The organism is Lacticaseibacillus kribbianus (genome assembly GCF_020180945.1).
Classification (GTDB): Bacteria; Bacillota; Bacilli; order Lactobacillales; family Lactobacillaceae; genus Lacticaseibacillus; species Lacticaseibacillus kribbianus.
The window spans coordinates 292,852-317,750 of the sequence record NZ_JAIPUL010000003.1; the positions used below are offsets into that span (position 1 = coordinate 292,852).

A 24,899-nucleotide genomic window follows, 5' to 3' on the forward strand; every position below is an offset into this window, starting at 1 on the left:
AATTAACAGATCGACCTTTTAACAGGCGCCAAGTCGCAAGGCTTGGCGCTTGCTGTAAGGGCCGAGCGAAAGGACAGTGTCTTATGGCGAAGAAGCACCCCCGGGCCCGCGGCCACCTGATCACCCAGGCCATCGCCGTCATCCTGTTGATGATCGGTGTCGTGGTCGCCCTCTACCCGTTTTACGTCGAATCCCTCAACAGCCTGCTGGACGCGCGGCGCGTGGCGAAGGTCGAGAAGATGAACGCCGCCAACGTCGAGGCCCAGCGGGCGAAAATGGCCAAGGCCAACGCGGCGCTGAAAAAGGCCGGCCTGCACGCGGACGCCGACCCGTTCTCGGGCATGGACAAGAAGGACAAGGTCAACCTGCAAAAGGACCAGCTGGGCACGGTGACGGTGCCGAAGATTGCGCTGACGGTGCCGCTGTTCAAGACGCTGACCGACGACACGCTGGCCGTCGGGGCGGCGGTGGTGCCGGGCACCTCGATGCCGACCGGCGGGCCGAGCACCCACACGGTCGTGGCGGGGCACCGCGGCCTCGTCGACCGCAGGCTTTTCTCCGACCTCAACCGGGTGAAGAAGGGCAACCTGTTCGTCTTCACCGTCGGCAAGCACCACCTGGCCTACAAGGTGTTCCGCATCCAGGTCGTGCTGCCGGAGGACACCGACGTGCTGCAGATTGAGCCGGGCCGCGACCTCGCGACGCTGCTCACCTGCACGCCGTACATGATCAACTCGCACCGGCTGCTTCTGACCGGCTATCGCGTGCCGTACACGGCCAAAATCGCCAAGGAGGTCAAGGCCGCGCAGAGCGCCGAGACCTGGCAGCAGCTGGCGATCCTGATCGGCTGCGCGCTGGCGCTGCTTTTGACGCTGGGGCTGCTCGGCCGCTACCTGCACGGGCTGCTGCTGCGCCGCCACCTGTTCGACCTCTGGTTCACCGTGGTCGACGCGGCCGGCAACCCGGTGGCCGGCGTCACGTACCGGCTGTGCAAGCCCAACGGCAAGCCGCTGTACCGCAACCGCCAAGTGCTGCGGGTGACCACCGAAGCCGACGGAACGGCGCGCATCGACGACCTGCCGGGCCGCATGTACCGGCTGCGCGAGGACCAGGGCAAGTGGCGCGTGGCCTGCGGGGTCAAGAAGATTCGTCAGCAGAAGATGCGCTTCTACCCTAAGAAGGGCCAGACGGTGACGCTTGAGGACGGCGTCTGGCGGATTGTGAAATAACGAAAAGGCGCGCCCAGGTGGCTGCGGCCGGTCCAGGAGACTGAAGTGCCCTACAATTGTTAGACAAGAAGTCTAACGATTGTGGGGCTTTTCTTATGACTAAATACAGTAGTGAATTTAAAATCAGGGTTGTCTCCAGGTATCTTAAGGGTGGCATAAGCTATAAAAATCTGTGCACAGAGTTTGGAATACCCCATGCCAGAATCGTCCAAACTTGGGTTAATCAGGCTAAGGCTCATGGCCTCGATTCTCTAAAAGTTAAGCATACAAACGTTGAATACTCCCAAACATTCAAGATTGCAGTGGTAGAGTATGTGCATACACATCAAATAAGTCGTGCGCAAACTGCGGCTCATTTCGGCATCTCACCCAGCCAGGTCAATTCTTGGTATCGCATCGTGAGAGATCAAGGGGTGGCTGGATTGCGCACTACTCAAAAAGGGAGACCAGCCATGGGTAAGCACAAGAAAATCAAACCAATCAAGAAACTTGAGCCGACGCAGGAAGAGAAGTACCAACAGGAGATTCTGGAACTCAAAAGCAAGCTTCACGAGGCAGAGCTGGATCGTGATATTTTAAAAGCACTCGCGACCCTGACGAAGAACTCACCGAAGCACTCTCAGCAAAAGTGAAGGCGGGCATCGTTACCTCGTTGAGGTCGCGCTATGGTTTTCAAGAGCTGCTTAGGCAACTCAAGTTGCCTCGAGCAACGTACTATGATCGCCTTAAGCGGGATAAGAAGGCCGACAAGTACGCTGAGATTAAGAAGTTCATCAAGCGGGTCTACTACGATTCTAGGGAGACGTACGGTTACCGGCGGATTCATGATGAAGCGTTGAAGCACGGGTTTCATTATGCCGAGGAGACGATTCGACGTCTGATGAGCGACATGGGCTTGAAAGTGACGATTTACTCCAAACACACGGCCAAGTACCACTCATACAAAGGCACGGTTGGTAATATCGTCCCCAATATCTTGAAGCAACATTTTGGCGCGAAACAGCCGCTCACCGTCCTTCACACCGATGTCACCCAGGTTCGGCTCTATAACGGCGAATGGGGTTACATCTCGTCGATTACCGATGAGGCTAGTCGCGAAGTCCTCGCCACCATTGTCAGTGCCTCACCAAATAAGGCGCTTATCCAAGCGACGCTTGACGAACTCAAACATCATCTCAAAGCAGGAGTACGACCGATTCTTCACTCTGATCAAGGCTGGCAGTATCAGATGCCAGACTATCAGCAGCGCCTGAAGGACATGAACATTGTTCAGAGCATGTCACGCAAGGGCAACTGCCATGATAATGCGCCAATTGAAAGCTTCTTCAACCTGATGAAGCGCGAGTGCCTGAATCGTTATCGGATTGATGACCTTGCCAGCCTGCGCCAGCTGGTGAACGGCTACGTTGATTGGTTCAACAATGCCAGAATCTCGAGAACCAAAAATGGCCTGACCCCAGTCGCGTACCGGGAACAGGCCATGATTGCTTGATTCAAAATTGAACTTGTCTAACTTTTCTATTGCACTTCAGACCGGGGCAGGCGGCTGGGCCGCCTTTTTGAATTGGTGGCACTCGGGAGACCTGAATCGTTGCGCCATCAGGGCTTCCGCCCGATCGACTGCCCGAAGCTTCACGGGAAACCGGCGGCCGTGCTACAATGGTGGTCACGACTCGACCTAGGCAAGGAGGGGAAGCCATGCTGCAGAAGACAAGGCTCTCGTATCAGACGGTGGCGGACTGGTTCCTGGCGCAGGCGCCGATGCCGCCGCGCAAGCTTCAGAAGCTGGTCTATTACACGCAGGCGTGGGGCGATGCGCTGCTTCAGCACCCGCTGCTGGGGGACACGCACTTCGAGGCCTGGCCGAACGGACCGGTCTCCCCCGAGCTGCACGAGAAGTACCGGGCATACGGGTGGACGGAGATCGCGCAGGGGACGGCCCCGACGCTTGAGGACGCGAGCGTGCAAGATCTGCTAGCATCGGTCTGGCTGACATACGGCGACAAGTCGGCCAATGAGCTCGAGGCGCTGGCGAAGCAGGAGCGCCCGTGGCTTGAGGCGCGCGGCGAGCTGGATCAGTGGGCGCCGAGCACTGCGCCCATCTCGGACGCGACGATGCAGGCGTTCTACCTGTCCATCTATGCTGGTGACTAGCGATGCGACGGCTCACGAAGCAACAACGGTCGGGCGAGGCAACGCCTCAGCCCGAGCTTTTGACGAACCGGACTCATCACGTGGGCGACGTGCGCGGTGACAAGCTGGCGCGCGACTCGCGCACCACGCGGCAGTTCATCCTGACAATTGATCATCAACTGGAGCGGCACTACCAGTTCAAGAATCTGAAGACCCAGGAAATCCAAGAGTTCAGTCGCTTCGTAGCGGAAACGGTGGGCAAGGCGCTGACAATCACCCAGGTTGATGCGCGGTTCCTCCGCACCAAGGGGCCACGTGGCGTCGGCGCGTCCGAGACGATTGACGGTGCGCGTGTGACCATGGTTCACTACGGACGGGACCGCTCGCCGTTTCGGCTGTTCGGTTACTACGACGCGGCCGGGTACTTCGTCATCCACCGGCTAGACCCCAGACACCAGTACCACCGCGAATAACGAGGACGTCGGCGCACGCGCTGGCGCCCTTTTGCGCGGAAAAATCCATGCGCTGCAAGCGTTTTTCCACTATAATCGAGACAGATGGGGGCGATTGTGTGACAACACTGTACTTGATGCGGCACGGCGAGACGCTGTTCAACGTGGAGAACCGGATTCAGGGGTGGTGCGACTCGCCGCTCACGGCGCGGGGCATCGCCCAAGGCCAGGCCGCCGCGGCATGGTTCGCACGCGCCGGCATCGGCTTTGACGCGGCCTTTTGCTCGACCACCGAGCGCGCCGCCGACACCCTGGAGCTCGTCTGCGACCTGCCATACCGGCGGGTCAAGGGGCTGCGCGAGTGGGGCTTCGGCCGCTTCGAGGGCCAGCCCGAGATCCTGAACCCGGCGATTCCCTACAACGACTTCTTCGTGCCGTACGGCGGCGAGGCCGAGACCGCAGTGAAAAAACGCGTGAACGACACGGTCACCGCGCTGATGGTCGAGACCACCGGCGAGTCGGTGCTGATGGTGTCGCACGCCGGCGCGATCCGCAACTTCCTGGCCCAGCACGCAGACGGCGCGGCGCTCGAGGAGCGGCTGCCCAACTGCGGCATCGTCCAGTTCGCCTACGACGCCGGGAACTTCACGCTGCAGCGGATCGTGGACCCGGCCACGGCGTAGGGCGCGGCTCCGGTTGCGCCAGTTGCGCGGTTACCTAACGCGCCGGCCGCCGTCACCGCATCGCGGCCCGGCCGCATTGCCCGCGCCACCCGCCACCTTGAACAGGAGGGATTCCCATGAGCAACCGCGTTCACCCAGAGGAGCTGCGCGCCCTGGCCGTGCTGCAGCAGATTGAGCCGGTCAAGTTCGCCGGGGCGTTCAACGCCGACCGGCCGGACATCCAGACGCCGGGCGGCCGGGTCGGCTGCGAGGTCACGCGCGCCGTCGAGCAGTCGGTGTCCGCGCTTTTGGCGCGGGACCGCCACGCGGCGCGGCGGTACGGGCCGCACCGGGCGATGCGGCTGGTGCGCAGCACCGGCGGCCCCCGCGACGCCGTTTTCCCCAACGCGCAGGCGGCATCGGGCAACGACCTAGTCGCCGCATACGAGCGCAAGCGGCGGCTGCTGCCGGGGTACGACCGGTTCACCGAGCAGGACCTGTTTTTGTTCATGCTGCCGGAGGCCGAAGACATTGCGCGGCTGCGGCGCTTTTTGCAAGCGGACCCTGCACGGCAGGCGTTCGCGGTTGTCTACTTGTACGACGCGCGCCACTGCTGGCGGCTGACGGTCGCCGACAACGCGATCACGCGCTTCGCACCCATTCTTGAAGGGAAGTCATGGCTATGAGAATCATCACCACCAAGCTCGACCGGTACCACACGCAGGCGACGCTGACCGCCTACCTGCGCGACACGACGCCGGACATCGTCACCACCACCCGGCCGGCCATCATCATCTGCCCGGGCGGCGGGTACGCCTTCGTCTCGCCGCGCGAGGCCGAGCCGATCGCGCTTCAGCTGTCGGCCCAGGACAACCAGGCCTTCGTGCTGGATTACAGCACCACCGACCGCAGCGCGGACCGCTACCCGACCCAGCTGCTGGAGCTGGCAGAGGCAGTGAAAACGGTCCGGGCCAACGCGGCCGACTGGGGCGTCGACCCCGACCGCATCATCGTCGCGGGCTTCTCCGCCGGCGGCCACCTCGCCGCCAACCTGGCGACCCAGTGGGATCGGCTGCTGGCCCTGAAGTACGGCTACGACCCGGCGACGATTCGCCCCAACGGCCTGTTTTTGGCCTACCCGGTGATCACCAACGGGGAATACGGCCACCAGGACTCCTTCAAGAACCTGCTGGGCGACCAGTACGGCGACCCGGCGCTGATGCAGGAAACCAGCCTGGAGCTGCAGGTGACGCCGAGCGTCCCGAAGACCTTCATCTGGCACACCGACGCCGACACCCTGGTCCCGCTGGAGAACACGCTGCTGTTCGCGCTGGCGCTGCGCAAGGCGCACGTGCCGGTGGAGCTGCACGCCTTCGCCGAGGGCGGCCACGGCCTGAGCCTGGCCACCGAGCAGACGCTGAGTCCGGCGCGCACCGAGCTGCAGTCGGCCGTCGCCGTGTGGCCGCAGTTGCTCGAGCACTGGCTGAAGCAGGAGTTCTAGGGGCTCCGGCGCGAACGGGCCACTGCCTCCGGCTCCGGACCGGGGTGGCGGTCCGCGTGGGGCTCTCCTGAGCCCAAAGCCCGGTCTCAGGACCCGCCCTTGCAGTAAACCGGCACAAACCGCCGGTTAACTGCAATCTCACGCTGGCACGCCCCGGTCTTACGCCTCCGGCAGTGGCCCGTTCGCGCGGTCGCCCGACAGCACATCAAATCCAAAAACCCGGCAACCGCCACTGCGTACGAGAGCACAGTGAGGGTTGCCGGGTTTTGTCGATTCTATGGGGATGGGGTTACCGGTGCCTTACGCGCGCGACCAGAGATCTACTTCGGCCTGGGCCAGCACGTGGCCGGCCATCGCGCGGCGCATGGCGTTGAGCCAAAAGCCCGGCGCCAGGTCGAGTTCAGTGTCCAGCGCGAAGACCATCAGCGTGTAGGCGTGGTCCTTGTCGGGCGGCTGCGGGCCGACGTAGCCCTGGGCGACCTGGACGTCCTGGGCGCGCACCATGCCGCCGGCGTTGGAGTTTCGGCCCTGCACCATCGGCACGGCGCCGGAGCGGCTGGCGTCGTCGGGGATGGTGGTGAACTCGGCCGGGATGTTGGCGGCCAGCCAGTGGAGCCAGACGAAGCCGGACACCGGCACGGCGTCGTAGTCGATGAACGCCAGCGCGAAGGTTAAGGTGCCGGCCGGCGCTTCAGTAATTTTGAAGGGAAAACTGCGCTTGGGGTGATCGGCGTGAACGTCTTCGCCGCTGGCGTACTTGCCGAAGCGGTCGGCGAGGTAGCCGTCATCGGTGGGAACAATCAATTGCATGGGCGAAACCTCCTTAGGCTTTTGATTCCAGCTTACCACACTGGGCAGGGGGTAAATAAATAATCCGGCGCGGTAGATGGGGCTCGAGGCGCGATGGGCGTTGTGGAGACGGTGGTGCGGCTATTGGGATAATGATATTAACGGGCCTGTTCTGGTGTGCGCGGTGGTGTAGGGTCGTTTGCCGTGATACACTTCGGGTGTCGCATCGCCGGCAAGCAAAAGGTTCAGAGCATTATGCTGGAAGTTGACCGGGTTCCGCACGCCTTGGCGGGATGCTGGCCGGCATGTTATACTCAAGGCACAGAAAAGGAGCCGGCGCTGGAAACACCGGCTCCTCCGCGCCAAGGCGCTGCAGCGATAGTTGCGGCGGTGGCACGGTCTATCAGATCGAGACCCGCTAGCCGTGCATTGGCCTAGGCGGGCCCTTTTTGTTTACCCTACCGCCGGTTAATCAGCAGCAGGATAAATGTCAGCAGCGCGAGTTGGAACGTGCCGCCGACAAAGAGTAGGTCCAGAACATCATGGGTCGACATTCTGGCGGCGTTCTCCTTCCTGGAGGGGAGCGCCGCCGGTTTTTCACCATGGGCATCACCTCCGAGGTGGGTTGCGCCACCGCCTGAGTTATCACTGTTCAGTGATTGTAACACGCCTTAAATTAGCTGAAAAGCACTGTCCTAAATATAAATATCGAATAAAAATATCGCAGATTCCCGTAACAATCCTTTCGCTGCAAGCCCAATCCCATCCTCGCCTCGTCTCCTCCCGCGCGCGCTTTCATGGTAGAATTAACCCAGACCAACCGGAAGGGAGCCCGCCCATGACCTACTACGACCAGCACGTGCACACCTATTTTTCCTTCGATTCCACCGCGCAGTTCGAGGCCTACCTGGCCCAGACCGCGGGGCCTCTGATCACCACCGAGCACCTGGAGATGGCCAACCCCGATGACGGCGGGCGAGACGACACGCCGGACTTTGCGGCGTACAGCGCCAAGCTGCGCGCGCTGAGTGCACGCTACCCCAACCGGCTGCTGCGCGGCATCGAGGCGGGGTACTATCAGCCCAAGCTCGCCGCCATCCGCGCCTACCTGGCCGCGGGGGATTACGACCTGACGCTTCTGTCCTTTCACCACGACGGCGCGCACGACTACCTGGATCCGTACTTTCAGACCGTGGACCCAGAAAAGCACGCCAAGGCCTACTACCGCTCGATGCTCGACGGCCTGCGCCAGGCGGACTTCGGGGATGTGCTGGCCCATTTTGACTACGGGCTGCGTACGCTAGACGTGACGCCGGCGCAGTTCGAGGCGTGGGTGGGGCCGCAGGTGAAAGAGATCCTGAAGCTGGTCGTCGCGCGCGGCATGGCGCTTGAGTACAACACCAAGTCGACCGGCCGCTGGGGCAACCAGGCGCTGTACGACCTCGTGTTCCCCTGGTACCTGGCGCTCGGCGGCACCCGCATCACGCTTGGGTCCGACGCGCACGTGCCGGACAAGTACCGCGTTGATTTCACGAAGGCCCAGGCCGCGCTTGCCGGCTACGGGGTCACAAGCCTTGTGACCTACGCCAAGCACCGCCCGACCAATGTCCCACTTGAGGAGGTAACCGTTCAATGATTCCAGAGAAACTTCAGCCGCTGTTCGATGAGGTGCAAAAACGCTACACGATGCCGATCGAGGTCGTGATCGACGGCCCGGCCAGCGGCGTTTTGACCCACGCCCAGTCGCACCAGGAGCTTTTGGCCAATGACCACCTGCAGATCACGGTGTCGGACACGACCAACGTCGCCTACACGCTGAGCCACGAGCTGTTGCACATGCGCTTCACCGCCGCCGGCTACCCGCCGCTGCAGTTTCACATCGCGTCCGGCAACCCGGACGTCGACCAGCAGTTCTTCGCCGTCGCCACCGCGCTGTACGACGCGGCGCTGCACGGCCAGATCAAGGCTTGGCAGCAGAAGCTGGGCCTGTGGGACGCCACGGTTGAAAAGCAGCTGACTGACGGCTACGTCCAGACGCTGGGCATGGCCGCGGACGGCCTGAGCGTTTTTCGCACCCTGACGGCGCTGGATGCCGATGTGATGATCGGCACGTTCGGCGAGTGGACCACCGCCGCGCCGGAGGAGGCCGAGGCCGCCGAGCAGCTCTACATGATCCTGCAGGAGAAGCCGCTGGACACGCCGTTCGCCTTCCGCCGCGCGGTCGTGAAGCTGTGGCGCCAGTTCGACAACGTGCTGACGCAGCACGGCTTCCAGGCGACGCTGAACGACGAGTTCGCGACCCTGCCGCCGGTGCTGTCCGAGCGCCAGCTGCGCCTGGCGGTCAACCAGACCTACGAGATTCGCCACAGCGTGATGCGCGACCGCACGACCAAGCACCGCGCCTACGTGGCCCAGGGCAAGGGCGACGGGCAAAACGCCTTCGTGCTGCCGCTGCAATCCGACAGCCCCGAGGCCTTCCAGGCCCTGTACCGCCGGCCGCTCAAAGAGGTGCTGGACCAGTACCAGCTGGACTACACGATTCGCTAGGCGATGGCCGACAACCCGGGCTCCGGTGCGAACGGGCCGATGCTTCCGGCTTCGGGCATGGGCGGCGGAACGCGTGGGGCTCCCTTGAGCCCGTTCCGGTCTCAAGCCCCGCCCTTGCACTAAGCCGGCATAACCCCGCCGACCGCGCCCCGAGAAAGCGCGGGTGCAATTTCACACTGGCTCGTCCATGCCCTGCGCCTCCAGCAGCGGCCTGTTCGCGCCTCCACCCTCCGCAGATTCTGGGAAGACTTGGTCGCGGGACTGGCAACACGCTTTGGTCCGATCGTTGTGATGTCATCCAGGTGACCACGTGGACGAGGACTGTCACACGCCGCGGCCGTAAAATCGAGTGAAGGAGGAACCGTCAATGTTTGACCTGAAGCAGACCATCGCGCAAGCGAAGTTCGTCACGTTCATGACCGGGGCCGGGGTGTCGACCGCCTCGGGCATTCCGGATTACCGCAGCAAGGGCGGGCTGTACTCGGCCATGGCGCGCCCGGAGTACGCGCTGTCGGCCGACAACCTGCGCGACCACCACCAGGCCTTCCACGACTGGGTGGTCGCCAACATGTTCTACCCGGACGCCCGGCCCAACGCGATTCACGAGGCGATGGCGGCGATCACCAACGAGAAGGGCGCGATCGTCACCCAAAACGTGGACGGCCTGCACCAGCAAGCCGGTGCCGAGCACGTGGTTGAGTTTCACGGCAACCTGTACGACATCGTCTGCAGCAAGTGCGACGCCCACGTGCCGTACCAGGACTACCTGAAGTCCGACGTGCACGCGGCGGACGGCGGGAGGCTGCGCCCGAACATCGTGCTGTACGGCGAGCCAATCGACCCCGCCGTCAGCGCCGCGGCGATCCGCGCCGTTGAGGCCGCCGACCTGATCGTCGTGGTCGGCACGAGCTTTCAGGTGTACCCGTTCGCCGGGCTGATCCGCTTCGCGCGCCCGGGCGCGACGCTTGCGGCGGTCAACCGCGAGCCGATCGAGCTGCCGTACGGCGCGCACATGGTGGTCGGCGATGCCACTGACGTTTTCGCCGGCCTGCGACCCGGCGCTGGCTGTACCCGGCGCTGGCCGTAACCAGGCGCGCACGGCGCCCTGTTGCCGGCGGAGGCGCCGACGCTCGGCGGCCCGCATCACTGCCCTGTAACCTGATTGGACCGGTGGGGGCCGGCCGAAAGGAGTCTTTATGCCCAAGAGTCGCTTGGAGGCCTTCACCGATGGCGTGATCGCCATCATCATCACCATCATGGTGCTGGAGCTGCGGCCGCCGGCGGGTGGCACCTTCGCCGCCCTGTGGGGGCTGCGCTACTCGCTGTTGATTTACCTCGTGTCCTTTTTCACCCTCGCGGTGTACTGGAACAACCACCACCACCTGTTCGTGATCGTGCGAAAAATCTCGGGGCGGGTGCTGTGGGCCAACGTGCTGTTCCTGTTCACCATCAGCCTGTTCCCGTTCGTCACCGCCTGGGTCGGCGAGCACCACGTCGGTGCCGCGGCCCCGGAGATGACCTACGGCGTCGTGGTGGCGGCGACCAACTTCGCCTTCTACCTGCTGATTCGCTGCCTGAACCACGCCGATCAGCACAACGCGGCGTTTTCGGAGCTGGTGGGGCGCGGCTACTACAAGCCGCTGGTGTCGGTGATCGGCGCGGTCTGCGCCATTTTCCTGGCGCTGGCCTGGCCGCCTTTGACCGTCATCGTCGACACGGCGCTACTGCTGCTGTGGGTGCGGCCGGAGCGGCGCATCGAGGCGCACGTCGCGCGAAAGGAGCCCTGATGAGAAGAATCCGCTACTGGCTGCTCGCGCTTGTGGCCGCCCTGGCGCTGTTCGGCCTCGCCCAACCGGTGCGCGCCGCCAGCCACAACGCGTGGGTCAACGACCACGCCGGGGTGCTGAGCCAAGCCACCCTGAAGCAGGTGGCCGAGCTCAACGAGCAGACCTTCGCCAAGCTTCCGGGGTCGCCGCAGCTGGCGGTCGAGACCTACGACAAGATTCCCGGCGACGACGACATCGACGACTTTCGCGCCAGCCGCTTTCAACAGCTGGGCGTCGGCCACAAGGACTGGGACAACGGCCTGTACTTCGTGATGGCCGTGAAGGACCGCAAGTTCGGGCTGGAGGTCGGCTACGGGCTGGAGTCGGCCGTGCCGGACGGGGCCTCGGCCAAAATCGTCACCGCGGCGGTCAAAACCAAGCTGCGCGGCGGCGACTACGACGCGGCGATGCAGCAGATCGTCGCAAACATCGCCAAGACCCTGAAGCAAAACCGCAGCGCCATCATGACCCCGACGGACATCAAGGCCAAGCGCGCGGCGGCCGCCCGGATGCGCGGCATCCTGATTGTGGTGGCGGAGCTCACGGCGCTTGTGGCCGCCGGCAGCACCGCCTGGCTGGTGGTGCGCAAACGCCGCCGCAACGCGCGGCTGCAGGCGGCGTTCGAGACGCCCGATGCCACGCTTTCGCTTTTCGCCGGCCTGCCGAAAGCCGAGCGCGACCGCTTCGTCGCCCAGCTGCGCGCGCCGATGAGCGGTCCGATTGACCTCGCGCTGCAGCAGGCGCGCTTCGCCGATTACGTGCGCGCCAACTTCGGCGAGCTCAGCCTGCGCCTGGTCACGGGCAGCCCGTACCCGCTGTACGTGTTCGGTGCGGTTCGCCCCAAGCAAAAGGCCGCGGCGCTCAACGCGTTCCCGGACTTCGCCGCGCTGGTCGCCGCCTGCGATGAGCAGCTGGCGGCCAAAAGCGTCCCGTTTTCGCTGTACCAGCCGGCTTTTGAGGACTGGGCGGCGGACGGCAAGGTGACCCTCCTGGACCAGCAGGCGGTGTGGGCCGAGTTCGTCAAGCACGTGCGCGCCAAGGACGCGGACAAGCTGACGGTCAAGAAGCAGCGCAAGACCTTTCAGGCCATCCTCGACTACCAGTACGGCCGCGACACCCACACCGGCGACCTGCCGCTGTGGGTCGGCGTCAACTACGCGCACGACAGCGCAAGCGCGGGCTCGGGCAGCGACTTCGGCGGCGGTTTCGGCGGCGGCTCAAGCGGCGGCGGTGGGTTCTCGGGGGGATGGTAGAAAACCCAGGGCGGAGCGGGGCGCACTTAGCCGGTCGGGTAGCGTAAGGCTGGGCATTGGGCCGCACTTTGGCCCAGTGTCCAGTCTTAGCTAGGCTAGCCGCATCTGAGGCGCACATCGGAACCCGACGCCCCCATGCGCGAATCATCTTGCCTTGGGAAACGCTTTCAACTACACTGAAGCCAACGGCAGACGCGGAGTCAATGGAGGACATTGCGAATGGGCAAGCATGCTTGGCGGTACTTAATCGCTGTCGCGTTCGGGCTGACCGGACTGGGGCTTTTGGCCCCCGCGAGTCAGGCCATCGCGGATGGCAGCACGGAATCGCTGTACCTTTACTTCTACGGCTGGCCGCTGGGGTGGCTCGAGGGCGACACGCCCAGCCGCCTCGATGCGGCGGCCCGGTTCGCCGGGATCTTCAAACTCGGGCAGAAGGGCGCGACCTGGCAGTTCAACCTGCTGGGGTTCGTCGGCGACTTTTTGGTGGCGCTGGCCTTTGCGGCGCTAGTGTAGTGGGGCGTGCGCATGCTGGCGCGCCGCGGCCGCTAGCCATCAATCAGGACAAAATAATTCCCGTCTGCAGCCAGCCTGCAGGCGGGAATTTTTTGTCCTATGACACTCAGTCCACGTGCCGCCACTCCGAGTCGGTGACGATGCGCGCCGCGGCCAGACCCAGCGGCAGGGCGACGACGATCAGGACGGCCTTGATCATCCAGCCGCCGCCGACGCCGAAGTCGTTGAGGCCGAGGTTGAACATCGCGCGGTACATGTAAAGCCCCGGCACCATAATCACGATCGCGGGCACGGTCAGGGAGATGCGCGGGTAGCCGGTGTTGCGGTTGACGGCGCTGGCGAGCAGTCCTGCGACCAAAGCGCCGATGAAGGCCGCGGCGGCGGCCGGCATCGCGAAGTCGACCAGGGTCAGCCGCAGCGTGTTGGCGACGGCGCCGAGCACGCCGGCGGACGCGGCGAGTTTGCGCGGCGAGTTGAACATGATGGAGAAGCCGTAGACCCCGCAGAAGCTGGCCGCCAGCCGGCAGGTGAGCAGCACCCAGAAGCTGAGGTGCAGCGGGATGAAGTTTTGCGGCTCAAAATGCACGAGCAGCGCGACCAGCCAGCCGGTGACGGTGGCGACCACGATCACCATGATCGCGAAGGTGCCGCGCTCAAGCCCGCTTCGCATGTCGAGCTTGGCCATGTCCAGCCCCGAGGTGATGAAGGGAAAACCGGGGATCACGAACAGCATCGCACCGATGTAGCCGGCCTCGTGGGCCTGCGACACGTGGAAGCCGAGCTCCAGCACCTTGAACATCAGCAGGTAGGAGAGGCAGGCCAGGGCGACCGAGACGGCGGTGCTGGCGGTGACGGTGATGTGTCGCGCACCCATCAGCCGCCTTGAGTAGTTGCCGACGCCGGCGCCGAGGAACGCGCAGATCATCTCGATCGGCCCGCCACCGAGCAGGAAGGTGAAGGCGGCGCAGGCCAAAGCCGACGCAAGGCCGGCGGTCAGCGCCGAGAAGTTGCCCGGCTTGTGCTGGATCTTGTCCAGCTGCGCGTGGATCTCGCCGACGGACAGGCCCACGCAGTCGGTCGCAAAGCGGGCGACGTAGCGCTCGAGCACGGTCAGCTTGTCGGTGTTGACGCCGCTGGTCGGCAGCGCCAGCGCCTGCGTGTAGTGGCGGCCGTGGTCGAAGCAGGTGAACTCGATGGTGATCAGCCCGACGTCGGCCGAGCAGGTCAGCCCGAGGTCGCGCGCGATGGTGTTCATCGCCTCGCGCACGCGCCAGGCCCCGGTGCCGCACGACAGCATGATGATGCCGACGCGGCCGACGATGGTGGCGCGCTCGGTGAGGCTGGCGCCGGTCACCGGTCCGTCACTTTGCCGGTCGAAGCTGTGCCAGTTGATGGTCATGTGGTGGTTCGGCGACAGCGTGACGCGCGGCCGGGCCTTGGGTTCTTCTGAGTGGTCCATGGTGTCCCTCCAAGCTTGTTAGGGCCTATTTTACACCTTTTCATGAAAATCAAAAAGGCCGCCGCGGCGGCGCAGGCGTGAAAAACGCGGCCGCCCGGCCCCCAAACTGCTGGGAGCGGGCGGCCGCGGCGGGCGATTGGTGCGAAGTAGACGGCGCAAATCGCGGCCGGAGCGGCGGAGCGGCGCGGTTCGACCGCGTGGTCTGGCGTGCGGGCCGGAACCCGGCGGCTAGAGCCCGAACGCCGGGTCGTACCGCAGCGTGCCGTGCACGCCGCTCAGCCCGCCGGGAATCAGCTCACGGATCATGAAATTTTCATCCGCGACGGCGAAGGGCGCGGTGATGCCGAACTTGGCGGCCGGCCCGTAGCCGAAGCGGCCGTAGTAGGCGGGATCGCCGAGAATCGAGATGGCGCGGCGCAGGTCCTCGCCGGCGGTCGCCTCCAGAAAGGCGATCAGCGCGCTGCCGACGCCTTGGTGCTGGAACGCCGGCGCCACCGCCAGCGGCGCGAGCACGAACAGCTTGGCGTCGCCGACGCTCGCCTCTGACAGCATGGTGTGGCCGATCAGGGTGCCGTCGTCGGCAAGTGCCACGGCGTCGTACTCGGGGCGGTAGGTCGCGGACCGGCGCAGCGCCGCGACCAGCGGGCCCTCGTTGCCGTCGGTGTGCGGCGCCGTGGCGAAGGCGGCGGTAACCAGCGCGACGCTTGGGGCCAGGAATTCTTGGGTAACCGGTTGAATTTTCATTGTCAATGCTCCTTAGTGGTTTCGAGCGCGCGGACCTGCGCCTGCAGGTTCACGCCGGGGTCGACCTGATCGTTGTTCATGAACGTGTGCGTGAAGGCGGCCCGGTAGCGCGACGGCGGCAGGCCGACCGCCCGGTGGAAGACGCGCGCGAAGTATTTTTCATCGGGGAAAAAGGCGCGCGCGGCGACCGTTGCCACCGGGTCGTCCGTCGACAGCAGCAAAAGCTTCGCGTAGTCCAGCCGCAGTCCGGTGCCGTACTGGCCGATGGTCTGGCCGGTGGCCTGCTTGAACAGGCGGTTGAGGTAGTCCGGGTTGCGCTCGAACTGCGCCGCGACGGTCGCGACGCTGGGCCGCGCCGCCAGGTTGATGCGCAGCCACGCCCGCACGGGGTTGACCAGCCGGGTGCCGTCGGGCCGCCGATCAGCCGCCTCCGCCGCCGCGGCGAGCCGCAGCACCACCAGCGTCGCCTGGTAATCGCAGAGCAGCTGACCGCTGGCCGGATCGTGGGCGACGTCCAGCAGCTGGCGCCAGGCGACGCCGGGCTGCGGGAACTGCCCAAGGTGGGCGAAGCGCGGCAGCAGGGCGACCGCGGGCGCGCCGGGTCCAGTCGGGGTCGCGGCCGGCGCCGTACCGATATCGGCCCCAGCCGTCCCGCCCGGACCTAGTCCAACTGCGAGCGCCGTCCCGCCCGTGCCCGCCACCGCGGTTGCCGGCGCCACCACGTGCAGCCACAGGAAGCGGCTCGGCGTCAGCGTCGGCTGGGCGCCGACGATGGTCTCGTGCGGGAACACGGTCAAGGCGTCGCCGGGACCGAGGTGGAACGTCTGGCCGGCCACGGATAAGTGCACCTCGCCGGTCACGCCCAGCAGCAGCTCGGTGTCGGCACCGTGGGTCGCGCGGTGGTGCCGCCAGCCCAGTGCCGCGGTGAACTCGCCGCTTTGCAGGTAGGTCGCCGGTGTGTTCAGGGTCATTTTCAGCTGCGCCATATTGCACCTCCCAAGGTCGGAATCCGCCACCAATTATCAGATTCTAGCAGTGTTGGCGGCCAAAGTAAACGCTTATACTGGCGGTAATGGAGGTGCGACATGAAACTGACTCAGGTGACAATCGACGACGACTTCTGGAATTACTACCGCGACCTGGTGCGAACCCGGATGATTCCCTACCAGTGGCGGGTGCTCAACGACCTGGAGGCGGTGGCCAACCCCGGCGGCAACAGCTACGACGCCCAGGACAACAGCCACGCGATCCGCAACCTGCGCCGCGCGGCCGGCCTGGAAAAGGGCGGCTTTGCCGGCATGTGGTTCCAGGACTCCGACGTCTACAAGTGGATGGAGGCCGCGGCGTATTCGCTGCAAAGCCACCCGGATGCGGCGCTTGCCGGCCAGTGCGATGAGGTCGTCGCGCTGATCGCCGCGGCGCAGGAGGACGACGGCTACCTCGATACCTACTTTCAGCTGGAGGCGCCGGACCGCAAGCTCAAACACGTCGCGCGCTCCCACGAGCTCTACTGCATGGGCCACTACATCGAGGCCGGCTGCGCGTACTACGAGGCGACCGGCAGCAAGCCCGCCCTGGCGATTGCGGTGAAAATGGCCGATTACCTGGCCGCGCATTTTGGCCCCGAGCCCGGCAAGCTGCACGGCTACCCCGGCCACCCCGAGGTCGAGCTGGCGCTGACCCGGCTGTACCAGGTGACCGGCGACCGGCGCCACCTGGACCTCGCCCTGTACATGCTCAACCAGCGCGGCACCGAGCCGAACTTTTTCAAGGCGCAGGCTAAGACCACGGCGGTCAAAAACGAGCCGTACTGGAGCGGCGACTGGCAGGACCTCGGCTACTTCCAGGCCGATGTGCCGCTGACCCAGATGCCGGAGCCCGAGGGCCACGCGGTGCGGATGCTGTACCTGCTGGCCGGCGCGGCGCAGGCCGGGCGGCTGGGCGCCGATGACGCGCTGATGGCGGCCTGCCGCCGCCTGGCCGAGCGCATCATTGACCACCAGATGTACGTCACCGGCGGCGTCGGTCAGACGGTCAACGGCGAGGCGTTCACCTTCCCGGACGACCTGCCCAATGACACGGCCTACGCGGAGACCTGCGCCAGCTGCGCGATGGTGTTTTTCCTTCAGGCCATGCTTCAGGCGGCGCCGGAGGCCGAGTACGCCGACGTGATCGAGCGCGAGCTGTTCAACGGCGTGCTGGCCGGCGTCGCGCTTGACGGCGCGCACTTCTTCTACGTCAACCCGCTGGAGGTCGACCCAACCGCCTGCAGGCTGGATCCGGCCAAGCGGCACGTGCTGCCGACGCGGCCGGCCTGGCTGAACTGCGCCTGCTGCCCGCCGAACCTCGCGCGGCTGGTGGCCAGCCTCGACCGCTACGTGTACCTCGCGCGCGGCGCCCGGCTGGAGGTCAACCAGTACGTCGGCGGCACCGCGCGCCTCGACAACGGCGCGGCGGTCACCCAGACCGGCGGCTACCCGTGGCGCGAAGGCCAGACGTTCACCGTGACCGCGCCGGCCGGGGTGGCCTTCACCCTGGCGCTGCGCATTCCGGCCTGGGCCGCGGGCTGGTCGCTGACCGTTGACGGCCGGGCGGTGCCCCCGGCCGCGCGCGCCGGTTACGCGGAGGTGCCGGTGCACGACGGGGCGGTCGTGGTGCTGACCCTGCCGCTGCAACCGCGGCGCGTCCACGCCGACCCGGCGGTGCGCGCGGACATCGGCCTGGTCGCCGTCGCCCGCGGCCCGATCGTCTACTGCCTGGAGCAGGCCGACAACGGCGCCCAGCTGCCGTGGCTGGCGCTGCCCAAAGACGCCGCGCTGACCGCGACCGGCGACGCCGCGACCTTCGCGCTGCCGCTGGTGCGCGTGACCGCACCGGGCTTGCGCCTGCCCGGCTCGGCCGCCGCGGTGGCGGCGGGCCCGCAGCCCCAGCCGCTGTCCTTCATCCCGTACTTCGCGTGGGCCAACCGCGAAGTCGGGGAGATGAGTGTGTGGGTGAGGGACACACAGAATGCATAATATGTTTTCATCTAGCTATATGCACTAATGAGAATAATTCAACAATCAGGGCAATCGCGGGCAACGATTGCCTTTTGGCGTAATATTTAGGGAGACAAAACGTATTCAGATGTTCCGTGGTATAATCAGAAACAAAACATGGTTAATTATTCCGATGCGTGGGAGGGATTTATGTGGGATTGGTTACAGCCTTCACAGGTGCAATTTCTGGCACCTTGGCGGATCAGTGGCGAGAAATAATTACAGCCGGTAAATTTGATGAGCAGGTTGTTGTTGCTCCGGGAATTTTCGTTCAAACTAATAATGACCGTGGAAGTAACACATCAGGTTCGGTTGGTGTTATTACTTCCGGATCAAAAGTTTATGTTCCCGAAAATACTGCGATGTTCATTTTTTCTGATGGTGGAATCGAGGACATCGTTGATGAGGCCGGGGGCTACATCTACGAGGACGGGCAAGAGACCATTCTCGATACCGGAAGACTCGACTCGATTTTCAAACAAGTAAAGAATCGTTTTGAATTTGGCGGACAACCTGATGAATTGAAGCATGTTGCTTACGTCAATCTACGAGAAATTCGTGGGCTGAAATTCGGAACTAAGGGCCCCCAAGTATACCATGACGGATACTATGATGTAGATCTCGAAGTCTTGGCCTATGGGACCTATTCTGTACGCGTTGTTGATCCGGTCAAATTCATCCGTCGTTTTGTGCCAGCTAACGCTGACCGATATTCTTTGTCAGATCGGGCTGCGCGCGCACAACTCCTGCCGGAATTTCTTCAAACATTTAGTGCTGTACTAAACTCCCTTTCTGGGCAATTTCGGGTATCCCAGTTACCATCTCAGACCTTGGCTCTCAGCCAAAGCATTAAGCAACTTCAAGAAAATCCGGGTAGCTGGATTGAGAGATTTGGACTTGAAATCAGCTCAGTTGGCATTGAAAACATTCAACTTTCGGAGGCGTCACGTGCGCTGGTAAATCGCTTTGCATCGGATCGAATGAGCGTGAGTGCATTTAACGGGCTTTCGCGTCAGGCAGGTGACATGGCCGCCCAGCAAAAGATTGCACGAGGTATTGAAGAAAAGGGATTAGGGGACAGTGGGGCCGGCATGCTCTTGGGAGTCAATCTAACGGAAGGCCTTAGCGGTAGTAAAGTAGCAGGAGCACAACCAAGCATTGATGAACAGGTGAATTTGTTAAAAAAATTGAAGGCCTTGCTCGACGCTGGAATTCTTACTGAGGATGAATTTACCCAGAAGAAACGCGAGATTTTGGGCTTGTAATGAGCGGGGAAGAGATTCGATATGGAAAAATATAGCTGTAAGAACTGTGGTGCCAATGACTTCGAACGTATTGATGGACAGCTAGTATGTAAGTACTGTGACACTGTCTATATCCCAGATGTCGCACAAAGTAAACCCAAGGAGAGCACTATTTCTCTCGGGTCTGACGTGCAGGTTTTGTTTGAAAAAATTAAGCGCGATCCGAATAATGCGGCAATGTACGCGAATTTGATTTTGGACATCGATCCCAATAATATGTTGGCACTCAGCTATCTGCAATAGGAGGAGCTTCTATGAAAGTAAAAGAACTGGCAAATACTAATAATATTCCAGTTGACCAGTTGTCGGGTTTTTTGAAGACAACTAAACAATTTCAGACCAACTTTACGACATTCGGAGGTCTCCAGGTTAGAGACGAAGATGCACAAAGCATTCTTGTGTCGTTCGAGCAATACGTAGAAAATCAAAAGGTTGAGTTGGCAGAGAGGGAGGCAGCCAAAATAGCCGCTGAGAGAGCGGCACAACAGGAGGCAATTCGTAAGCAGCGTGCCCTTGCGGAAATGCTCATTACCTCGGGTTTTAATTTTGATGGTTACACGGTTGTTAAATACTCTGGATACATCTCAGGTGATGATGCAGTTCAAATCCCCCGCGGAACTGACGGTATCTTCAGATCGGCAACGAATACGGGTGATGCACTGATGCAGAATTTGTCCGTCATTCGTCGCCGGGCGTTGGCCGAACTTAAGGAGCAGGCGTATGCGTTAGGGTGCAATGCAATCATTGGAGTTGATTTCGACTATCTAACTCTTGACCCGCAGACCGCAAACTCTCAAGGGGCACCGTGTATCTCCCGTACGTTTTCGGCGTGACTGCAAACGGAAATGCGGTAATTATTGAGAAGAATAATTAGGTTAAGCTACAGATACCAGAAAAAACGCCGTGAGGGTGTTTTTTTTTCGGGTGAAAGTGACATTGACTCTGAATGAAGTAGGTGCTATCCTACCGATGGAGTTAGTTACTTGACCAACTAACCAACGAACGAGGGAGGGGTCCAGATGCATTTTGATGCGAGCTCGGTGGTGCCGCTGTTCCATCAGATTGCGCAGCAGTTCACGGCGGGCATCCTGTCCGGCGCGTTCCCCGAGGGCAGTCAGATTCCATCGACGACCGAGGTGGCGCGGACCTACGCGATCAACCCGGCGACGGTGCTGCGCGGGATGAACGAGCTAGTCGACGCCGGCGTGATCGAGAAAAGGCGCGGCGTCGGGATGTTCGTCGTCCACGGCGCCCGAGACCGGCTGGCTGCGGCACAGCAGGCCGAATTTTTCGCCGCGCAGGTGCCGCAGGTCGTGCGCCAGGCGCAGGCGCTGGGCATCACGGCGGCGCAGCTGACCGCCGCCATCGAAAGGGAGTACAGCCATGAGTGAGATCAAGTTCAAGAACGTGACCAAGCGCTACGGGAACAAGCAGGTGCTGCGCGGCGTCAACGCGACCTGGGAGGCGGGCAAGATCTACGCGCTGCTGGGCCGCAACGGCGCCGGCAAGAGCACGCTGATGCGCATCGTCAACAACCGCACCTTCGCCACCAGCGGCGCGGTGACCCTGGACGGCAAGTCGGTGGTCGAGAACGAAGCGGCGCAAAACCGCATCTTTCTGATGTCGTCCGCCCAGCTGTACCCGGCCGACCGCAGGCTGTCCTGGCTGTTTGCACTGACCCGCCGGATGTACGGCGGCTTCGACGACGCCCTGGCCACGCACCTGCTGGACGCCTTCGAGCTTCACGACACGGCCAAGATCGGCCAGCTCTCCACGGGCTACCAGACCATCGCCCGGCTGATCATCGCGCTGTGCGTGCCGTGTGACTTCGTACTGCTCGACGAGCCGGTGCTCGGCCTCGACGCGCCGGCGCGGGAGCTTTTTTACCAGGAGCTGCTCGCGACCTACGCAGAGCGGCCGCGGACCTTCGTCATCGCGACGCACCTGATCGAGGAGGTCGCGGATCTGGTGGAAAACGTCAACGTGCTGGCCGGCGGCGAGATCGTGCTGGCCGAGGACGTCGCAACGGTGCTGGCCAAGGGCCGCATCGTGTCCGGTCCCGCCGGCCTGGTAACGGATTACCTGCGCGACACGCCGGTGATGCGCAAGCAGGCGCTGGGCGGGATGCTGACGGCCTACACGCTGGACGCGCCGCTGGAGCGGCCGCTGCCGGCCGGCGTGACGCTCGCCGGCATGGACCTGCAGCGCCTGTTCATCGAGCTGACGCGGGGTGAGCGCCATGAAAAGTAAGGCGCTGTTTCGCAGCCTGGCCGGCACGGTGCTGGTCAGCATGGTGGTGATGGTCGTGACCACGGCGATCGTGATCGTGGGGCTGCCGCTGCTGTTGCACCAGCACGACTTCAGCCTCGGCGACCTCCTGATTGCGATCGACGTGGCGTTCGGCGGCATGATGCTGATCGACGTCGGCGTCGACCAGGCCTTCCAAAACGGGGTGACCCGGCGCACCATGCGGCGGGTCGGTGCTGCGCTTTTGCTGCCGCTGGTCGCGCTGGGGGCCGCCGCGCTGCTTGCGATGCAGGCGGTGGTGCGGCTGATCGGCGCCAATCCGGTCAGCCTGGTGACGCCGTACGTGACCGGCGTCTTCGGCGGGCCAATCTGGGCGGCGGTGCTGGCCGTGTTGGCCATGGGCCTGTTCGCGCTGCTCGGGGTGCTCGGCGGCCTGGCGATGCGCGGCCGCGGCAAGCGGGTGACCACCTGGGTCAGTGTGGTGGCCTTCACCGTCGCCGGGCTCTTGATCGGCACGGCGATGATTCTGGGCGACACGACGATTCACGCGGCGGTGTTGACCGCCCCGCGTCTGGCCATTGGGCTGCCGGCCGGTGGCGTTTCCGCGCGGCCGTGGCTGGCGACGCTGTGGCTGCTCGCGCTTGACGCGCTGGTCGGCTGGCTGGCCTGGCGCGGCGTGGCGCAGGTGGAAACGGGGGCGAAGTGATGAAACGACGCGGCTTACTGAACGTTGAGCTCAAAGAGACACTGGCGATTCTCGGCGTTTTCCTGCTGGCGATGGCCGGCTTCACGGCGGCGTTTTGGGCGCTGTTCACCCTGATTCTGCCAAGCGACGGGCCCGACACGGTCGGCACTCCGCTGATCGTGCCGAGCGTCGTGCTGTTCCTGGCGGTCAGCGTGGTCAAGACGCCGCGCTGGCTGCGCCTGGCCGCGGTGATGGGGGCGGCGCGCCGCAGCGTTGCCGCCAGCGTCATGGCGACCTGGACGGTGCTCGCCGCCCTGATGACGGCCGTCATGTGGGGCTACGCGCGGCTGCTCGGGACGCCCGAGACCTTCCTGCACGAGCTGGGCTACCCGGGCGCCGAAACGGCGACTGTGTGGCTGGCCAACAGCCTGTTCATCTTCGCGCTTTTGATGAGCGCCGCCTTGATCGGCGTGTTCATCAACGCGCTGCACTACTACGTCAACCCGTACGCGTTCGGTGTCGCGGTGCTGGCGCTGCTCGCGGTGTTTTTCCTCGGCTTCGATCCGGTGGTGCAAGCCATTGCGCCGAGCGACAGCACGGCGGCCGCGCTCACGCGGGCGCTGGCCAGCGGGAGCTTCGACCACCAGTTGGGCGGTGCAGCGGCGACGCCGTGGCTTTTGCCCGGGCTGGCCTGGGCGCTGCTGGCGCTGCTGGTGCTGGCCGACTGCGTGCTGCTGCGCGGCGTCGACCTGCACGTGACCGGCGGCTTCTGGCAGCGGCTTTTGGGCGGCACCCATCGGCGCGCGGTGCAGGTGGTCCTGATCGCGGCGGCGGTGCTCGTGGTGCTGTTCGCGCCGGTGCTTTTGACCACGCGCGTGCTGTTCGTGATCGTCGTCACCGTGTTCCTGGCGCTGCCGATGATGAAGGAGGGGTGACGGATGGTTAGAAAGATTACGGGCACGGTGCTGGCCCTGGCGCTGCTGGCGGCCCTTGCGCTGACCACCAGCTGGCCGCTGCGCATGGCGGTGGCCTGCGCACTGTTGGTCGCCATCTGGTGGCCGGAAAAGGAGATAACGAATGAATACGAATCCAACCAATAACCGCCCGGGCCTCGGCTCGCTGATTCTGGACCTGCTGCTGGTCGTCGTCTCGACGGCGACGCTTTTGCGGGTGCTGCGCGACCCGCTGGGCTCGCCGATCACCTACGCGGTGGCCGCGGTCATCGCGGTCGCCGGCCTGGCGCTGACCATTGTGCGCTACCTGCGCGGGCGCAAGTAGCGGCCGAGTGAGTGAGGATAAGGCGCGTCTGCCGATGGCAGGCGCGTTTTTGCGTGAGCGAGGGCAAAACAAAAACCGCGTCCAGCGGCGCGGATAATTCGAGCACTCGACTGACACACTTAGACAGCGAGTGCTTGCGCGAAATTCTGGGGGAAATTCATGTCCTGCAGAATGGCGTTGAACGACACCGACTTGAATTGGTCACGGTAGGTGGTAATCAGCTTGGTGACCTCGACCACCAAGCGTTCATAGTCTGGACGGGGTAGCACCAGCTTCAGACTGAAGATTAGTTCAAAGACGCCGGCCTGACTGTGCAGAATCACGTCCTTTCGCTGCAGGGCCTGCTTGATGGGATACATCTTGGTGCTCTTGTTCAGGTGGCGCGAAAACGTGATTTCTCCGTGTGCGACGGCGTTGCGGAATGTGTTGACGATTTTGTTGATGGCAAGGAGTGCTTCGATAGGTGTCGTTGAATACTGTTCTAGATGATACGCGGTAGTCCGCTGCTGGGTGAAGTCTTTAGCAATTTTTAGTTGCAGACTTTCCGTCAGATTGGCATAAAAGTAGTTCAGTTCACCGAAAGTCATAAAATTGACAAGGACCCAGAGTGGAACATGACCGTGCTTATTCACATAGTGCTTGACCGCATTCTCCTCGTCGTGCTGGCGCCACTGTGCCTGAAGCTCCCGTGAAAGCGAGCTGATTGTGCCAACAACCATCCCGGTCTGATGTGGGTCACGGTTGTACTTATCTATTGCAAGGTAGGCATTGGCCTCTGGATAGGCTTCAGAGAATTTGTACGAAATTTCGGCACCGAGAACAGACTCGTACTTAAGCAGTGAGCGGTATAGTGTCGCACGTAAATCCGCATCGAAATTATACAGAGCAAGTATTTCGTTGAACGAAGATCCTGTGGCGTAATGTTCTGGATGAATCACCTCACCACTCGAATCCCGCTGCAGAAAACTCCATTTATACCCGTTAATGACGGCATAATAGCCGATTTCTTCTAATGCATGTACCGCGTTGGAGTCGACCTTCAGGCCACGTGATTGCAGAATTTGAATCTGCTGTGCATGGGTTGTGAAAGGCTTTGAGTTCATCAGCACACCTCCAAAAAGGGGTAAACAAAAACCGCGTCAATCAGCGCAACGAAGGCGCTGACGATCACGGTTTTGCTAGTCCAGCACCTACTCCTGGGGCCCTCCGGACTTGATCTCGTGTTTATAGTATGCCGGG

At 63.1% G+C, this 24,899-nt stretch carries 30 protein-coding genes and 1 pseudogene; 25 read left to right on the forward strand and 6 right to left on the reverse strand.

What is annotated here, in order from left to right:
• Positions 1-83 precede the first annotated feature (83 nt).
• The 9 genes and pseudogenes from LE416_RS10525 (at position 84) to LE416_RS10565 (ending at position 5,977) form a co-directional block, all read left to right on the forward strand.
• Positions 84-1,229: a class C sortase gene (locus LE416_RS10525; protein WP_225048545.1), complete on the forward strand. Its 1,146-nt coding sequence runs from the start codon at positions 84-86 to the stop codon at positions 1,227-1,229.
• Between the two features lie 95 nt (positions 1,230-1,324).
• Positions 1,325-1,666 (forward strand): annotated as a pseudogene (locus tag LE416_RS10530) (transposase); the annotation flags it as partial.
• Between the two features lie 15 nt (positions 1,667-1,681).
• On the forward strand, positions 1,682-1,861 hold the full coding sequence (locus LE416_RS10535) for a hypothetical protein (RefSeq protein WP_225047806.1): 180 nt from the start codon (positions 1,682-1,684) through the stop codon (positions 1,859-1,861).
• Positions 1,858-2,721, forward strand: a complete 864-nt coding sequence (locus LE416_RS10540) for an IS3 family transposase (protein WP_225046558.1) — start codon at positions 1,858-1,860, stop codon at positions 2,719-2,721. The genes LE416_RS10535 and LE416_RS10540 overlap by 4 nt, the downstream gene beginning before the upstream one ends.
• Positions 2,722-2,927: 206 nt before the next feature.
• Positions 2,928-3,383: a Panacea domain-containing protein gene (locus tag LE416_RS10545; RefSeq protein ID WP_225048547.1), complete on the forward strand. Its 456-nt coding sequence runs from the start codon at positions 2,928-2,930 to the stop codon at positions 3,381-3,383.
• A gap of 2 nt (positions 3,384-3,385) precedes the next feature.
• Positions 3,386-3,835 carry an MAG6450 family protein gene (locus LE416_RS10550; RefSeq protein WP_225048549.1) on the forward strand — a complete coding sequence of 150 codons (450 nt, stop codon included), beginning with the start codon at positions 3,386-3,388 and terminating at the stop codon, positions 3,833-3,835.
• A gap of 47 nt (positions 3,836-3,882) precedes the next feature.
• Positions 3,883-4,497, forward strand: coding sequence for a histidine phosphatase family protein (locus LE416_RS10555; protein ID WP_420844385.1), 615 nt, complete (start codon positions 3,883-3,885; stop codon positions 4,495-4,497).
• Between the two features lie 116 nt (positions 4,498-4,613).
• Complete coding sequence (locus LE416_RS10560) at positions 4,614-5,162, forward strand: hypothetical protein (RefSeq protein WP_225048550.1); 549 nt, start codon at positions 4,614-4,616, stop codon at positions 5,160-5,162.
• Positions 5,159-5,977, forward strand: a complete 819-nt coding sequence (locus LE416_RS10565; protein ID WP_225048749.1) for an alpha/beta hydrolase — start codon at positions 5,159-5,161, stop codon at positions 5,975-5,977. The genes LE416_RS10560 and LE416_RS10565 overlap by 4 nt, the downstream gene beginning before the upstream one ends.
• A 300-nt stretch (positions 5,978-6,277) precedes the next feature.
• Here LE416_RS10565 and LE416_RS10570 read toward each other — a convergent pair whose 3' ends face one another.
• Positions 6,278-6,787, reverse strand: a complete 510-nt coding sequence (locus LE416_RS10570; RefSeq protein WP_225048551.1) for a YbhB/YbcL family Raf kinase inhibitor-like protein — start codon at positions 6,785-6,787, stop codon at positions 6,278-6,280.
• Positions 6,788-7,224: 437 nt separating this feature from the next.
• The gene (locus tag LE416_RS13235) at positions 7,225-7,320 is read right to left on the reverse strand and encodes a putative holin-like toxin (RefSeq protein WP_225048552.1); all 96 of its coding nucleotides are present in this window, start codon (positions 7,318-7,320) and stop codon (positions 7,225-7,227) included.
• Between the two features lie 284 nt (positions 7,321-7,604).
• Here LE416_RS13235 and LE416_RS10580 point away from each other — a divergent pair, with 284 nt between their 5' ends.
• From LE416_RS10580 to LE416_RS10605, 6 genes are all read left to right on the forward strand, one after another.
• Positions 7,605-8,402, forward strand: coding sequence for a PHP domain-containing protein (locus tag LE416_RS10580; protein ID WP_225048553.1), 798 nt, complete (start codon positions 7,605-7,607; stop codon positions 8,400-8,402).
• Positions 8,402-9,313: a hypothetical protein gene (locus LE416_RS10585; RefSeq protein WP_338034776.1), complete on the forward strand. Its 912-nt coding sequence runs from the start codon at positions 8,402-8,404 to the stop codon at positions 9,311-9,313. The genes LE416_RS10580 and LE416_RS10585 overlap by 1 nt, the downstream gene beginning before the upstream one ends.
• Before the next feature lie 367 nt (positions 9,314-9,680).
• Positions 9,681-10,400, forward strand: a complete 720-nt coding sequence (locus tag LE416_RS10590; protein ID WP_225048556.1) for an NAD-dependent protein deacylase — start codon at positions 9,681-9,683, stop codon at positions 10,398-10,400.
• A 109-nt stretch (positions 10,401-10,509) separates the two neighbouring features.
• Positions 10,510-11,100: a TMEM175 family protein gene (locus tag LE416_RS10595; RefSeq protein WP_225048558.1), complete on the forward strand. Its 591-nt coding sequence runs from the start codon at positions 10,510-10,512 to the stop codon at positions 11,098-11,100.
• Positions 11,100-12,392: a TPM domain-containing protein gene (locus tag LE416_RS10600; RefSeq protein WP_225048560.1), complete on the forward strand. Its 1,293-nt coding sequence runs from the start codon at positions 11,100-11,102 to the stop codon at positions 12,390-12,392. Before LE416_RS10595 ends, LE416_RS10600 begins: the two co-directional genes overlap by 1 nt.
• 219 nt (positions 12,393-12,611) lie before the next feature.
• On the forward strand, positions 12,612-12,905 hold the full coding sequence (locus tag LE416_RS10605) for a hypothetical protein (protein ID WP_225048561.1): 294 nt from the start codon (positions 12,612-12,614) through the stop codon (positions 12,903-12,905).
• Between the two features lie 106 nt (positions 12,906-13,011).
• On the opposite strand, the gene LE416_RS10610 is transcribed toward LE416_RS10605, so the two are convergent.
• The 3 genes from LE416_RS10610 to LE416_RS10620 form a co-directional block, all read right to left on the reverse strand.
• Positions 13,012-14,364: a threonine/serine exporter family protein gene (locus tag LE416_RS10610; RefSeq protein ID WP_225048563.1), complete on the reverse strand. Its 1,353-nt coding sequence runs from the start codon at positions 14,362-14,364 to the stop codon at positions 13,012-13,014.
• 228 nt (positions 14,365-14,592) lie between these two features.
• Positions 14,593-15,108, reverse strand: a complete 516-nt coding sequence (locus LE416_RS10615; RefSeq protein ID WP_225048565.1) for a GNAT family N-acetyltransferase — start codon at positions 15,106-15,108, stop codon at positions 14,593-14,595.
• A 2-nt stretch (positions 15,109-15,110) separates the two neighbouring features.
• Positions 15,111-16,094, reverse strand: a complete 984-nt coding sequence (locus LE416_RS10620; RefSeq protein WP_225048567.1) for an AraC family transcriptional regulator — start codon at positions 16,092-16,094, stop codon at positions 15,111-15,113.
• 99 nt (positions 16,095-16,193) lie between these two features.
• Here LE416_RS10620 and LE416_RS10625 point away from each other — a divergent pair, with 99 nt between their 5' ends.
• The 10 genes from LE416_RS10625 to LE416_RS10670 all read left to right on the forward strand — a co-directional run bounded on the left by LE416_RS10625 (position 16,194) and on the right by LE416_RS10670 (position 23,660).
• A complete protein-coding gene (locus tag LE416_RS10625) occupies positions 16,194-18,125 on the forward strand; it encodes a glycoside hydrolase family 127 protein (protein ID WP_225048568.1) in 1,932 nt (643 codons plus the stop codon).
• Positions 18,126-18,298: 173 nt separating this feature from the next.
• Positions 18,299-19,411 (forward strand): SPFH domain-containing protein, encoded by a 1,113-nt coding sequence (locus LE416_RS10630; RefSeq protein ID WP_225048570.1) that lies wholly within the window; start codon positions 18,299-18,301, stop codon positions 19,409-19,411.
• A 21-nt stretch (positions 19,412-19,432) separates the two neighbouring features.
• A complete protein-coding gene (locus LE416_RS10635) occupies positions 19,433-19,693 on the forward strand; it encodes a TFIIB-type zinc finger domain-containing protein (RefSeq protein WP_225048572.1) in 261 nt (86 codons plus the stop codon).
• Positions 19,694-19,704: 11 nt separating this feature from the next.
• Positions 19,705-20,283, forward strand: a complete 579-nt coding sequence (locus tag LE416_RS10640; protein ID WP_225048581.1) for a heavy metal-binding domain-containing protein — start codon at positions 19,705-19,707, stop codon at positions 20,281-20,283.
• A 186-nt stretch (positions 20,284-20,469) separates the two neighbouring features.
• Positions 20,470-20,841: a GntR family transcriptional regulator gene (locus LE416_RS10645; protein WP_225048583.1), complete on the forward strand. Its 372-nt coding sequence runs from the start codon at positions 20,470-20,472 to the stop codon at positions 20,839-20,841.
• The gene (locus tag LE416_RS10650; protein ID WP_225048585.1) at positions 20,834-21,700 is read left to right on the forward strand and encodes an ATP-binding cassette domain-containing protein; all 867 of its coding nucleotides are present in this window, start codon (positions 20,834-20,836) and stop codon (positions 21,698-21,700) included. Before LE416_RS10645 ends, LE416_RS10650 begins: the two co-directional genes overlap by 8 nt.
• Positions 21,690-22,403, forward strand: coding sequence for a hypothetical protein (locus tag LE416_RS10655; RefSeq protein WP_225048587.1), 714 nt, complete (start codon positions 21,690-21,692; stop codon positions 22,401-22,403). The genes LE416_RS10650 and LE416_RS10655 overlap by 11 nt, the downstream gene beginning before the upstream one ends.
• Complete coding sequence (locus tag LE416_RS10660; RefSeq protein WP_225048590.1) at positions 22,403-23,317, forward strand: hypothetical protein; 915 nt, start codon at positions 22,403-22,405, stop codon at positions 23,315-23,317. Before LE416_RS10655 ends, LE416_RS10660 begins: the two co-directional genes overlap by 1 nt.
• A gap of 3 nt (positions 23,318-23,320) precedes the next feature.
• Positions 23,321-23,482, forward strand: coding sequence for a hypothetical protein (locus LE416_RS10665; RefSeq protein ID WP_225048592.1), 162 nt, complete (start codon positions 23,321-23,323; stop codon positions 23,480-23,482).
• On the forward strand, positions 23,460-23,660 hold the full coding sequence (locus tag LE416_RS10670) for a hypothetical protein (protein ID WP_225048594.1): 201 nt from the start codon (positions 23,460-23,462) through the stop codon (positions 23,658-23,660). The genes LE416_RS10665 and LE416_RS10670 overlap by 23 nt, the downstream gene beginning before the upstream one ends.
• 119 nt (positions 23,661-23,779) lie before the next feature.
• Here the strand turns inward: LE416_RS10670 and LE416_RS10675 are convergent, their stop codons facing one another.
• Positions 23,780-24,763 (reverse strand): Abi family protein, encoded by a 984-nt coding sequence (locus LE416_RS10675; protein ID WP_225048597.1) that lies wholly within the window; start codon positions 24,761-24,763, stop codon positions 23,780-23,782.
• Between the last annotated feature and the right edge of the window lie 136 nt (positions 24,764-24,899).